The organism is Clostridiaceae bacterium, from assembly GCA_012840395.1.
In the GTDB taxonomy this organism is placed as follows: domain Bacteria; phylum Bacillota; class Clostridia; order Acetivibrionales; family DULL01; genus DULL01.
Genome location: DULL01000036.1, coordinates 56,861 through 70,900, shown reverse-complemented (window position 1 = coordinate 70,900; position 14,040 = coordinate 56,861). Strand labels below are relative to the sequence as shown.

The 14,040-nt window shown below is 36.3% G+C and carries 10 protein-coding genes; 1 reads left to right on the top strand and 9 read right to left on the bottom strand.

The features are described from left to right. Positions 1–41: 41 nt before the first annotated feature. From GXX20_04925 to GXX20_04905, 5 genes are all read right to left on the bottom strand, one after another. On the bottom strand, positions 42–1,094 hold the full coding sequence (locus GXX20_04925; protein HHW31007.1) for a 2-hydroxyglutaryl-CoA dehydratase: 1,053 nt from the start codon (positions 1,092–1,094) through the stop codon (positions 42–44). After that, positions 1,063–2,178: a CoA protein activase gene (locus tag GXX20_04920; GenBank protein HHW31006.1), complete on the bottom strand. Its 1,116-nt coding sequence runs from the start codon at positions 2,176–2,178 to the stop codon at positions 1,063–1,065. The genes GXX20_04925 and GXX20_04920 overlap by 32 nt, the downstream gene beginning before the upstream one ends. Positions 2,179–2,192: 14 nt before the next feature. Next, on the bottom strand, positions 2,193–3,188 hold the full coding sequence (locus tag GXX20_04915; GenBank protein HHW31005.1) for a hypothetical protein: 996 nt from the start codon (positions 3,186–3,188) through the stop codon (positions 2,193–2,195). Positions 3,189–3,347: 159 nt separating this feature from the next. Continuing rightward, positions 3,348–4,277, bottom strand: coding sequence for a class II fructose-1,6-bisphosphate aldolase (gene fba / locus GXX20_04910; GenBank protein ID HHW31004.1), 930 nt, complete (start codon positions 4,275–4,277; stop codon positions 3,348–3,350). A gap of 189 nt (positions 4,278–4,466) precedes the next feature. Continuing rightward, complete coding sequence (locus GXX20_04905) at positions 4,467–5,780, bottom strand: MFS transporter (protein HHW31003.1); 1,314 nt, start codon at positions 5,778–5,780, stop codon at positions 4,467–4,469. Positions 5,781–6,011: 231 nt separating this feature from the next. Here GXX20_04905 and GXX20_04900 point away from each other — a divergent pair, with 231 nt between their 5' ends. Next, positions 6,012–7,259 carry a 6-phosphofructokinase gene (locus tag GXX20_04900; GenBank protein ID HHW31002.1) on the top strand — a complete coding sequence of 416 codons (1,248 nt, stop codon included), beginning with the start codon at positions 6,012–6,014 and terminating at the stop codon, positions 7,257–7,259. 118 nt (positions 7,260–7,377) lie between these two features. Here the strand turns inward: GXX20_04900 and GXX20_04895 are convergent, their stop codons facing one another. The 4 genes from GXX20_04895 to GXX20_04880 all read right to left on the bottom strand — a co-directional run bounded on the left by GXX20_04895 (position 7,378) and on the right by GXX20_04880 (position 13,984). Then, the gene (locus GXX20_04895) at positions 7,378–9,069 is read right to left on the bottom strand and encodes a hypothetical protein (protein ID HHW31001.1); all 1,692 of its coding nucleotides are present in this window, start codon (positions 9,067–9,069) and stop codon (positions 7,378–7,380) included. After that, positions 9,066–9,788, bottom strand: coding sequence for an ABC transporter ATP-binding protein (locus tag GXX20_04890; protein HHW31000.1), 723 nt, complete (start codon positions 9,786–9,788; stop codon positions 9,066–9,068). Before GXX20_04890 ends, GXX20_04895 begins: the two co-directional genes overlap by 4 nt. A 21-nt stretch (positions 9,789–9,809) precedes the next feature. Further along, positions 9,810–12,155, bottom strand: coding sequence for an ATP-dependent Clp protease ATP-binding subunit (locus GXX20_04885; GenBank protein ID HHW30999.1), 2,346 nt, complete (start codon positions 12,153–12,155; stop codon positions 9,810–9,812). A gap of 440 nt (positions 12,156–12,595) precedes the next feature. Continuing rightward, positions 12,596–13,984 (bottom strand): hypothetical protein, encoded by a 1,389-nt coding sequence (locus GXX20_04880; protein ID HHW30998.1) that lies wholly within the window; start codon positions 13,982–13,984, stop codon positions 12,596–12,598. Between the last annotated feature and the right edge of the window lie 56 nt (positions 13,985–14,040).

Below are 14,040 nucleotides of genomic sequence, written 5' to 3'. Positions count from 1 at the left end.
TAAAAAGCACTAAAAATATTCATAAAATAAACCAATCAAAATCAGCTTATACGTAGTTTTGTTCTACCATTATACATTCTGTGGAATTTACTTTTGCAAAGTGGAAATAAACTTTTCAATTGACCGTTTACCATAGATGTCCACTTGCCGCACCTGTCCCCCCAACGGGCTATTATTTCTCCTTCCGATAATATCTCAACTACCTCACATGTGTTTGAACAGTCCTTACACTCCATGCTTTTAGTTTCATATGTCCTGTTTGCTGAATCAAATCCATTAAAAGCACTTGGCTCCATGCTCTTTCGCATCTTTTCTTTAGCAAGAAGAGCTGCTCCATAGGCGCCCATAACATCATAATATTTTGGTATGATTAGTTTTTCTCCTAAGGCTTCCTCAAAAGCAGCCACCATTCCCACATTTGCAGCTACTCCTCCCTGAAACATAATAGGAGGTTTAATTTCTTTCCCCTTGGCCAGGTTATTAAGATAATTCCTGACCAAAGCTTCGCACAACCCTTTTATAATATCTTCAAGTTTATGTCCTGTCTGCTGCTTATGAATCATATCAGATTCTGCAAATACAGCACATCTTCCGGCTATCCTTACTGGAGAGGTTGAGCGCAGGGCGTAGGCTCCGAATTCCTCAATTGGTATTTCCAACCGTGCTGCCTGTCTATCCAAAAAAGATCCGGTTCCTGCTGCACAAACAGTATTCATTGCAAAATCGCTTACCACTTCATTACGTAATATAATTATCTTGGAGTCCTGGCCTCCTATTTCAATTATGGTTCTTACATCAGGCCTGATTCTTTGTGATGCAACTGCATGAGCAGTTATTTCATTCTTTACTATGTCTGCACCTGCAATTATGCCGGCAAGATGCCTGCCGCTTCCTGTAGCCCCTACTCCTTTTATTTTTATGTCTTTCCCTACCCTCCCGGATAGGTCTTTCATCCCTTTTGTCAGTGCATTTATTGGTTGACCACTTGTCCTTATATATATCTTTTCAAAGATATTATCATCCTGGTTCATTAAAACCAGATTTGTGCTTACTGAACCAACATCAATTCCCAAATAGTAATTCTCTTCTGCCAAAATATACCTTCTCCCTTCTTTTATTTAATAAATCTATAAAAGCCTCCAGTCTTGTAATATAACCTGCTTCTCCTGTCATTTCATCAATAATCAGCGTTAAAACAGGAATATCATAATCTCTTTCTACTGAAGGCAGGATGCTTTCTGCAACAATTTCAGGCATACAGGTAAGGGGGTATGTCTGAATAATACCATCATAACCTTTTTTGGCGTATATAATTGCGTTTCCTATAGTCTCTTGCGCATGGCCTCCTATTGCTGTTCCAAGATATGGCTTTGCTTCCCTGGCAAAATCCAGATTCCTTTTTAACCTAAAAAGATTTTTTATTATATGCTCTATTATCCAGTCACTGAGTGTAACCGACCGGTGGACTTCTACTCCCATATTTCCAAGTCTGGACTGTATAAAGAAGCTTGTGAAGGAGTCAATTGACGTATATATTTCACCTACTATTCCAACTTTCAAAGGCTGGAAATTCCTATCTATATCTATATTAAGAAGTCCATTCCTTGTATTTTTTATAGTTTCCAATATTTGTGCGGAACCTTTACCCGAAAGAATTTTTTTTTCAAATATCTTTATCAATTTATCTGTATCACCTTTGTTAATCTCCCTGGCCCTTATTTTAAAGGAAAGCTGTTCAAGTTCATCCATAGCTATTGAAACCTGGGTAGCATTTTTTACTGCACTTACTATTTTGGGTAAATTGAAGCCACCGGTAATTTTTTTTATCCTTTCTATAAATTCTCTTTTATTTTTTCTGGGTAATTCAAGAGTTATAATATCAACATCATACCCTAAGTCATGAAGTATTTCCCTTTGCATCTCGCAATAATATCCGAACCTGCAAGGGCCGCATCCTCCTGCCATTAGTATGGTGTCAGCACCCTTTTCAAAGGCCTGGATATAATTTCCGATATTAATTTTTAATGGCAGGCACGCCATTTCAGGTGAATATTTTGTTCCTATCTCAAGGGCTTTTTTATTATTGAAAGGTGGTATAACATATTCCACACCCAAGTCATCAAGAAGTGCCTTTATAGTTATGTATGTATATCCCATATGGGGAAAAGTAGCTATCATAAACAGTCTCCTTTTTACATAGATACTTTTGGTATATTCTTAAATTTGTTGTCGGCCCATCTGACCATATCAATAAAGGCTTCAATCCTGGTTCTCATTCCTGCCTCTCCTGAATGCTCGTCCATGGTAATTACCGTGAAAGGAATATTTCCTTTTCTTCTTACTTTTCTTTCTATAAGGTCACATACAAAAGAATCTACTCCGCAACCGAAACTCATGACATATATTATTCCATCCAGACCTCCTTCTTCCAACAAGTGCATCACACCGCCTATGGCTTTGCTGCCAAAGTTCCAGAACATTTCTTTATTCAGTGTCCGGGCTTTTTCGAGAATATCCTTTCCCTCCACCATGTCAAGTGTTATTATGTTTATTCTGTTTTCTCTTAGCTTGCCAATTAGATTCATATTAATATAGCTATCATAGAGATTGTAAACATGACCTATTACTGCTATATTTTTAGAATCCTCCGCAGGCTTTTTTAATAAAACCAGCTTTTTCTCCAAAATATCTATTGGAAGAATACCTTTCTTCAACTGGTTTCTATAATCCCGGTAGTTGTCAAGAGCTTTTCTAAAAGCCCTGGTGATTTCTTTCCGATTGCCGGTTAAATACTTACCTGCTGAAATTGCTGCCTTAAGAGCATTTTTTTTGGTTTTTCTCAAATTTACTTCTACATCTATAATTTCAGGCAAACCGTCTATGGTGTTTCTCACCATATCCGGCAAACCACCGAATTTAGGGCAGATATATTGATTTTTTGAGATACTTGTAAACCTTGGTATAAATAATAAATCCACTTTATCTATAAGTGACATAACATGTCCGAAAAAAGTTTTAACCGGTATACAGGTTTGATCATTGCAAACCATTACCCCATCATTAAAAATTTTTTTATTTGTAGTTCCTGAAAGAACGACTTCCGCCCCAAGCTCTTTAAAAAAAACATCCCATAAGGGAAAATATTGATAATAAAATAAACCTCTGGGAATCCCTATTCTTTTTTTCAATCAACAACACCTCAAAAAGTATTATTGACTACTAGCTATTTTATTATACAGAAAAAGAAGGCCTGTCATATTGACTTAAGGCCTTCTTCTTTTAAATGGTATTTTTTTATCAGAATGGTTGTATAGAACGAATATACTGCCAAGTATTATGCTTTAGTATTATGCTTTACCGCTGCATCCTAATACATTTCTCAGTTTATGCTTTACAAGCTTCTTAATGCTTTCTCTTGCAGGACCAAGGTACTTCCTTGGGTCAAAATCTGCCGGATGGTTTGCAAAATGTTCTCTGATTGCTGCAGTCATAGCAAGTCTTAAATCAGAGTCGATATTTATCTTACAAACCGCCATTGAAGCAGCTTTTCTCAGCATATCTTCCGGAACACCTTTTGCCCCTGGCATTTGTCCGCCGTATTTATTGATAGTATCTACCAATTCAGGTATAACTGAAGAAGCACCGTGTAATACAATTGGGAAACCGGGAAGCCTTCTCTGTATTTCCTCAAGAATATCAAATCTCAGCTTTGGTTCACCTTTAAACTTGTAAGCACCATGGCTTGTACCAATTGCAATTGCCAGGGAATCAACACCTGTTCTTGCAACAAATTCTTCAACTTGGTCTGGATCTGTGAAGGCTGCATCTTTTTCAGATACATTGATGTTATCTTCAATACCTGCCAATTTTCCTAATTCACCTTCAACAACAACGCCTCTCTCGTGGGCATAGTCAACAACCTGTTTTGTAAGCCTTATATTCTCTTCAAAAGGATATTTTGAACCGTCGATCATAACTGATGTAAATCCGCCGTCAATACAGGATTTGCATATTTCAAAATCTTCACCGTGGTCTAAGTGCAGACATATTGGAAGTCCTGTATCTTCAATTGCTGCTTCAACCAATTTCATAAGATATGTATGCTTTGCATACTTTCTTGCTCCGGCAGAAACTTGCAGAATAAGAGGTGCATTCTCTTCTTTTGCGGCTTCTGTAATACCTTGAACTATCTCCATGTTATTAACATTAAATGCTCCAATTGCATATCCACCTTCATATGCTTTTTTAAACATTTCTTTTGATGTAACTAACGGCATGTGATCAGCTCCTTTTATATCGTTATTTAATATTAATATTTAATATTAATATTATGTTTTATTATTAACATGTTAAGTTTTTGACATGCTACCATTATCTTAATTTTATCAAATCATATGATAAAAGCAAGGTTTATTTTGGCAGAAGAACATTACCCCGGGTTATTTAATTTTGACCTAAAATTATATTTAAACCTCCTTGAAAACTTTAGGCTTTACAAATGAAATAAAAATCAGCAGCCACATTATAACAAAAGCAAAAAAGAACAATAATTGAAACTGATTTAACCCTATATTCATATTCTGCACAAATTCTATATTATGAATAAATAATTCCCCTGCAAATGGAGCTAACAACATACCCATACCATAAAAGAAATAAAACCATCCTTCATAAATTATCCTGCTTCCAACAGGTATTATGTTATATCTGTAGGTCATAGTTGTTACGGTAAATCCTCCTAACCCTACCCCTGTGGATATACATGAAATGATATAAATAAAACTTGTTTCTGTTCGCAGGAGTCCGAGGAGCAGCAATTCAAAGGCAAAAAAGGCAGCAGATAATCCCATAACAAAAGTTATGCCCCTTTTCCTCTCAATTTTTGCCCATAGCCTGTTGGAGAGAATAAAAGAAAAGTTTGAAATAAACCCTGCAGCCGAAACGAACTTGTAATCAAGATCAAGATATTTTATTAAATAAACCGGTGCAAATGAGATTGACATGGTATATACCATATAAAACAAAAAAATAAAAAAAAGATAATTTCTGTAATCCTTTTGCTTAACCGGCTGAAAATAGTTCTCTGAAACAGAAGCAGAAAGCTGTCTGGAACTATTATCAACACTTTCTACTTTTCTTAAAATGATCAGATCAGTCACTGATAATACAAAAGCAATGGTAAAGACTATTCTAAAGCCAGTCATGCCCTTATTATAGTAGTCCAGAATTACTCCTCCCACTATTGAAGCAATTCCCATAAAAAGCCTGGCCAGCAGCATTCTTAAATAGGTATACTCACTTATAGATTCGTCAGGAGTTGTGTCCATGATCCATACTACCCATGCTACTCTGTATATAGCCCAGATAATATCAGAAATAATGACCATTGATACAGTCATTCCAATAGACAGGCTTTTATTATTAATCAACATCGGTACCACTATAATTAGAAATATCATTAACCTGGAAAGAAAATTCATTGACAGCATCATTCTTTTTTTATTTGAAACTTTTTCGAATATAAAATAAGAAAATAAGGACATTATTGAGGTATAATTTGTTGAATTATTTACAAGGGCAACGAGAAAATCCGAAGCCTCAAGATTAAGTAAATATCCTGATAGTATCACACCGGTTGTCAACATATATGCCGCGTTGATAACAATTCCATCCAGAAGGAATAAGGCCTGCCCCTTATTCTTAAATCTAAATTCTCCTTTAAGCCTCTCAACTATACTTTTCATATTTATCTTATTACCATACGGTGTTAATAATTTCATTTAAGACCCTCAATATGATTATAAGCTATATTTCTTTGATTTTCCACAACAATAAATGTAACGGTTTACTTATACGTGACAATATTGTAATAATAAAATTGCTTTTTGTTAATCATTATGATATATTAAATTTTAATTGTGTTTTTTTTAACACATTAGTATTTGAACTAGTATTATTGTAAAAATATAAATTAAACACATATTAATATAGTTGAAATGGAGGTATAGATAATGAGTAATTTAAAAGGTGCTGCAATATTCGGGCAGTCAGGCGGACCAACCTCTGTTATTAATGCAAGTGCTGCCGGTGTTTTTCAGGAAGCACTAAAACAGAGTAACATTACTGCTGTATACGGTGCTGCTCACGGTATAAAGGGCATACTTAATGAAGTATTTTATGATATCGGAAAAGAAGATCCATACGAGTTGGAACTCCTCAAGACCACACCATCTTCCGCACTAGGTTCTGTACGTTATAAATTGAAAGATGTTGAAAAGGACGATAGTGATTACAAAAGAATTCTGGAAGTATTTAAAAAATACAACATCAGGTATTTCTTCTACAACGGCGGAAACGATTCTATGGATACCTGTAATAAAATAAGTAAATATATGCAGAAAGCCGGGTATGAATGTAGAGTTATAGGTGTCCCAAAGACAATTGATAACGATCTCTGGGGAACAGACCATTGCCCTGGATACGGAAGTGCTGCAAAATATGTTGCTACTTCCATAATGGAAGTTTATCATGATGCAAGAGTTTATGATAAGGGCATGATTACAATAATTGAAATAATGGGTAGAAATGCAGGCTGGTTAACTGCCGCTTCTGCATTAGCAGCATATAAGGGGAACGGACCTGACCTGATATATCTGCCTGAACTTCCTTTTGACATGGATAAGTTTCTCCAGGAAACCATTTCAATATATGAAAAAAATAATAATGTAATCGTTGCAGTTTCCGAGGGTATAAAAGATAAAAATGGAGTTTATATTTCAGAATACGGTTCAGACATCGCCAAGAGTAAAGACTCATTCGGACATGCCCAATTAGGTGGTCTTGCATATACATTGGCAAATATAGTCAAGGAAAAAACAGGTGCTAAGGTACGTCCTATTGAATTTAGCCTTCTGCAAAGATGTGCAGCCCACCTGGCTTCCCTTACTGATGTAAATGAAGCTTACATGGCCGGCCAGGCTGCAGTCCAAAATGCTGTTAATGGTGTTACAGACAAGATGGTAGCTTTTGAAAGGGCACAAGGTCCTAATTATAAATGCAATATCAAATTAGTTGACTTAGTGGAAGTAGCAAATACTGAAAGAAAAGTTCCTCTTGAATGGATTGATAAGAATGGCACCGGACTAACTGAAGACTTCGTACGCTATGCTCTTCCTTTAATTCAAGGCGAATCAAAGGTTCCCCTTGAAGATGGCCTACCAAGATTTGCTAAATTAAAAAAGGTTCTTGCTGCAAAATAACTAGCGAAAAATAACTAGCGAAGCGCAGGGACGGTTCTTCTGCTTCCGTCAACGCGGAAGCAAAAGAACCGTCCCTGTGCTTCGCCTGAAAGAACCCTCCCTTTGCTTTCCTCAATTTTCATGCTTCAAGAGAAGCATATTTTCTATTGGCAACGGCAAACAATATGATCATGCTGGGTATTGATAATACTGCCATTACAAATCCAAGGCCAATAAATAAAACCCAATCCGGAAGACTAAAAGATATAATTAAAAAAGTTGCACCAGCATAAAATATCATTATCAAAAAAGAAGCCAGCATGCCTATCACAGCATTAAAATTCTGCTTCATAGCTTCCTGAGGATTATTCCATTCCAACTTTGGGTGCATAATGTCAATAATCAAATTAACGGCAATTTGAGGTACAGAACCTAATATTCCAAGAATTATTAAAAGGAACATCATAGCTATTGAATAGTCCAATATTACAACCATCATAATTCCTGTCAGTACAATCCCTATAAAAGAAATTAGCATTGCATGCAGGAATTTGCCCAAAGCTTGATATGAAGGTGAAACAGGAATAATTTTTGATATCCAGAAAGTTCTTCCCTCCCTGGATACAGAGGTTGAAGCCACCACATTCATACCCGATGTAAAAAGCATAACAGCTAAGCCACCCAAAGATACATATATGGTTATATCGGGATCTTTTAACATATCAATAAGTGATGCCATTTCTCCGGAAGTGCCCTGGCCTATAAAGGTAAGGAATATTATTAACGGGCCGATAATGGCTCCTACAAGACCGTTCAGAACATATACAGGGGTCCTTAAAAGTATCTTCCATTCTTTCAGGAGTATGGCCATTACCGGGTTGCTTCTTTTCTGATATTTCTTTTGAACCTCTTCAGCAGACATTACCTTCCTTTTGCGGTTTACTTCCTGGCCCGATATTACACCTTTATAGAATATCTTATTCCCGATCCAGAGAAGGAAGAAGAATAGCATTATGGATGCTCCAATGAATAGCAGGAAATATCCTGCTCCCTCCGTGCCGGAAGCGGCAAGACCCAGGGTAGCCCATATGCTTGGAGGAAATTTTCTGCCTATTTCTTTAATTAGTCCATACTGGCTTGTAATAAGATTGTTAAAAAATTCTGCCTCATTACCTGCTATATTCTGCGGGAGCCTTTGCATAAAATAATTAAATGCAAGAGCTAAAACTATGATAAAAAGTCCCCCTATAACTGCCAGCAAGTCCTTGCTTTTTCTTATATTGATAAATCTCATAAGAACAACAATAAGTATGGAACTGAGAACAAGAGGAAGCACCGGAATGGAGAGAGCAACCAACAGCGCTTTAATCCAATACAATACTCCCATTTCCATATTTATGCCATAAATGATAATAGGAGGAAGAAGTATAGGAAATGTGGTCAAATATTCATTTACTGTTATTACTATAAACTTAGCCCCAAGGACCTGGTATGCTCCAAGAGGCAAAGGTATAAGAACATTCATATCCGTGGAAAAGTAGAATGCACTCATTACATAAAAAATACCAAATATCAGCACAATAATTTGGGCAGCAGTTATAGCCAAAGTAAGAATAATTTCGGGCTGTCCCATCGTAAGCCCTGCATAGAATAGTCCATTAATAAAAAAACTATAAAAAGCAATCAGTGGGCCAAAACCAACAATAATTGACAGGACAATGAGTATTGGTTCCCACAACTTCTTTTTTTCTTTTGTATATCTATATTTTAAAGCTGAAATCCCAAAGTTTATATTCAAACAAACTTTCAATAAGGCTAAAAACTTTTTCATTGCTCTGTCAACTCCAAAAAGATACTTTCAAGGGAATCTGCATTATCACCTTGTCTCAGTTCATCCATGGTACCTATTGCTATAAGTTTACCTTTATGAATAATACCTATGCGGTCACACAGCTTTTCTGCCACTTCAAGAATATGGGTGGAAAAGAACACTGTGTTTCCATTTTCACAATGAGCTCTCATCTGTTCCTTTAACAAATGTGCCGATTTGGGGTCTAAACCTACCATGGGTTCATCAAGAATCCAAACTGCAGGATCATGAAGCAGAGCCCCTGTTAATACGATTTTCTGTCTCATTCCATGAGAATAGCTCTTTATGAGATCAGAGACAGCATCTGTGAGGTTAAACATTTCAAGGAATTTTTCAATTCTCTGTTTTCTTATATCTTTAGGAACGTTATATACATCTGCCATGAAATTCAGGTATTCAATCCCGGTTAGCCTGTCATATACATCTGGGTTATCGGGAACATAACCGATGCTGTTTTTGACACCTATGGGATTTTCTCTTATATCATATCCATTTACTTTGATACTGCCTTCATCCGGATTAAGTAAGCCTACCAGCATTTTAATTGTTGTGGTCTTTCCTGCGCCGTTAGGTCCAAGAAAACCGAATATCTCACCACTTTTAACATTCAAGGTAAGATTATCCACAGCCTTAACCTGTCCTTTATTATAGCTTTTAGATAAATTTCTGATCTCTATCATGGCTACTCTCCTGAAAAATTATTATTTTAATACCTCAAATTTTATTTCCTGGCAATAATCAACCTTTATGGTATCTCCAGGTTTACAAGTTCCTCTAATATAAATTTCAGAAAGCTCATCTTCAATATACTTTTGTATAGTTCTTCTTAACGGTCTTGCCCCATACTTTGGATCATATCCCTTTTCAACAATAAAATCTTTTAAAGCTTCGGTAAATTCCAGCTTGATATTGTTTGCAGCTGCTGTACTTTTTACCTCTTCAAGCATAAGGTTGGCAATTTCCTTTATTTCCTCTTTGCTGAGTTCGGTAAATACAATTATTTCATCAACTCTATTTAGGAATTCCGGTCTGAATATTTCTTGCAATACTCCTTTTACCTTGCTTTCAAGGGCAATATACCCGTCCTTGTTAAATCCTATACCGGATGATTTAAGGTTTGTTCCGGCATTGGAAGTCATTATTATTATAGTGTTTTCAAAATTAACAACTCTTCCATGGCTATCTGTCAGTCTGCCATCTTCAAGAATCTGAAGCAGCATATTAAATACATCAGGATGAGCCTTCTCAATTTCATCCATCAGTATAACAGAATAAGGTTTTCTTCTTACCTTTTCGGTAAACTGTCCTCCGTCATCATAACCAACATATCCGGGCGGTGAGCCTATCAATTTCGATACTGTATGCTTTTCCATGTACTCGGACATATCTAGCCTTATAAGTGCTTCTTCACTTTCAAAAAGTTCAGCAGCCAAAGTCTTAACCAGTTCGGTTTTTCCTACACCTGTCGGACCTACAAATATAAAGGAAGTAGGTTTCTTTTTCTTTCTGAAGCCTGACCTGTTTCTTCTAATTGCCTTTGAAACAGCCTTAATTGCTTCCTTCTGTCCTATTATCCTTTTTGCAATCCTGGACTCAAGATTAATCAGTTTTTCTGCCTCAACCTCAGTAATACGCTGTACAGGTATCTTAGTCCATGATTCTATTACATTTGCGATATCCTCTACAGTGATTTCCACTGCCTTAGTCTTTTCTTCCAAAACCCTAATCTGTTCCAGGAGCCTGCATTCTCTCACTTTTAAGTCTGCTGCCTTCTGATAATCTTCTATAGAGTCTGCCGATACAGCACTTTCTTTTTCTTCCTGAACTTTTTTCAACTCCTGTTTTAAGGTTTCCAGTTTTGCTAAAGCCACATTTTTCAGGTTGGCTTTTGAGCCGGCTTCATCAATTACATCAATAGCCTTGTCAGGCAAATACCTGTCAGTGATATACCTCTCAGAAAGTACCACCGCTGCCTCAATAACTTCATCAGAGTATTTTACACCGTGGTAATTTTCATAATAATCTCTGATACCTTTTAAAATCTCTATACTTTCCTGTATTGAAGGCTCTTCTACAATTATTGGCTGGAACCTTCTTTCCAGAGCGGAATCTTTTTCAATATATTTTCTGTATTCATTGATAGTTGTAGCACCTATAACCTGAATTTCACCCTTGGCCAAGGCTGGCTTAAGGATATTTGCAGCATTCATTGCTCCCTCAGCCTCACCTGCTCCCATTATATTGTGAAGCTCATCAATCACAAGGATAATATTTCCCAGTGACTTTGCCTCCTCCACAATACCCTTCATACGGCTTTCAAATTGCCCTCTAAACTGCGTACCGGCAACTACCGAGGTTAAGTCCAGAAGATATATTTCAGAGTTTAATAATTTGGCAGGAACCTGTTTCTTTGCAATTCTTACAGCAAGCCCTTCAGCTATTGCGGTTTTACCTACTCCAGGCTCTCCAATTAATACAGGGTTATTTTTTGTACGTCTGTTTAATATTTGTATAACTCTGTCAATCTCTTTCTCTCTTCCGATTACTCTGTCAATCTGGTCATCTTTTGCCAAATCAGTTAAATTTGAACCGTATAAATCCAGATATTTTTTCTTTTTTCCGTTTTTCTTATCCTGTACCTTTGTTCTTGTTGAGTTCCTGCTATCCTTACCCTGTGAATTATCATTTTGTGGTTCTTTAACATTTCTCAAGTTACCACTATTCTTTGAAAACGCACGGTTTATCAGGTTAAAGAAGGGATTGCCATTGCCAGCGGGACTTTGATCCTGGTTAAATAAATCAAATTCCCCTGCTTTTTCATTCAGCCCTTCCAGATCTATGTCCTCAAACATGCTTCCCATTTGGCGGTTAAGATTATCAATATCTTCTTCCGTCATTCCTGTCTGCTCAATTAGCTGGTTTATAGGTTGAATGCCTTGTTTCTTTGCGCAAGTTAAACAAAGGCCTTCTTGTATTTGTTTTCCATTAAATATTCTGGTTATAAAAACAATTGCATAATTAACTTTGCATATTGAACACATCATCATTTCGAATCATCCCTTTCGCTGTGCTCTGTTTAGTATAGTAATTAGCAGCGATTATATGTTAATTATTGTACCAATTTATATACAGTTTCTAACACTCAAAACTCATGTTATATACTTACTAAATATTACTTTATTAGCAAGCATAGCAAATTAAGCTATATATAACATATATATTATACCCTTGTGAAATATTCTAGGCAATAATTGTTACCGAGGAAAGTTCTGCATAAGAAAAAAAATATCCGATGAAATGTAAAGAAATAATCTGATAATCTAAAACAATAATCTTATAAATAAAATAATCCAGTTAAATAAAAAAAGGAACAACATTCAGGTCTTTAATTTATGCCTGCAAACTATGTTGCTCCTCTACATTAAGAGTATGAAAAAATCTCAAATTTATTATTCAACTATAATCAGGATATTATTCACCCGTACTGTTAAATCTCCAGTACCTTCCATCCCATTAGTTCACCAAAGCACTTTAATTCCTTTATAACATCTCCATAAACAAGTGCAGCATGGTGAGTTCCTCCAACCTTACTGTAACTTGCAAGGAAATCTGCCACAGACATTGAAGGCTTAAACCATCCATGTATACTATTCTTCATTTTATCTTCGCCCTCAACTCCCAACATCTCTCCTTTAGAAATTATAAGGGAATAAGTATTGTTTGGTCCCGGAGCCAGGTCAACAAATGTAGCTTCTCCTTCTTTAAACCTTCCCTGTGCTACTGCGGGTTTGTTAGCATCTGTATATGGGAATGGATGTTCAACCAATATTGGTTTTTCAGCCATTAAATTAATATTGGTTTCGCCCATATGGCTTAAGAATACGCTGTTATTCTCCCAATCAGGGCAGAACATTTCTGTAAATGATGTTTCAGGAAATACCGAAAGTAAAGAACCTACCAAAGCAGCTGTTAAAACATCCCCTTCACCGGCATAGCCGATTCCTCTGGCAAGTGCTTTGCTGGCTTCGAGGAATGGTACTGTTGGCAGTCCGGACTTTTTATCAATATTTAAGAAATTAACTGTAAATGCAGTTAATCCTTCTTTTTCAATCCATTTACGGACTCCTAATCCTGTAACTATGGAATTCTTCAATGTTTCCTTGTTTATGTTCCCTGCATCAAATCTTACCAGGTCTTCCTGCATTTCTTTTTCTATTTCTTCATCGCTTATATTGTTAAAATATACTGAATCTTTTTCAGGATTAAAGAAAACTACTTCCATCCCTATAGTAGACTTAAGTATGTCCACAGGTACAGTAAAATCTCCCATTCCCTTGAAATCTCCACCGATTTTACCTACCCTGGCTTTCTTCATATTCTTTGCAATTACAGCAGCCTTTGCACATTTGACTACTCTGTCAAGTACATCGGATTTCTCCCAGTGGCCTGCTTCAATGAAGAATGGTTTATTATTTCTTATGAGAAGATTGCACATATCCTGTACTCCATGTATTCCATGGTTATATGAAATCTCCTCGGTTTGCTGGGAAGGACTGAAATTAAATGTTGGTGTTGTATCCAAGACAATTATAGGGAGCTTTGTTTTTGCCAATATATCGGATGACTCCAGAGACGGTGAATAAGCTAAGTGCAATGTAACGATTGCATCAACGTCATTTTTCTCAAAATTGCTTACTGCTTCTTCAAATTCCGGTTCAATTCTGCATACAGGAGCTGCTACTACCTCCAGCCCTCTTTTTGTCAGCTCATCAATAATTGCATCTCTGAAAGCGTCTATTCTGATTCTCATACTAGGATTCGCATCATCATACAGCTTAATGTAAAGTGGTAAAAGTCCAACTTTTACTTTTCTCATTAACATCATCCTCTCATAAATTTAATAATTATATTACTTTTTTGTTGTTATATATT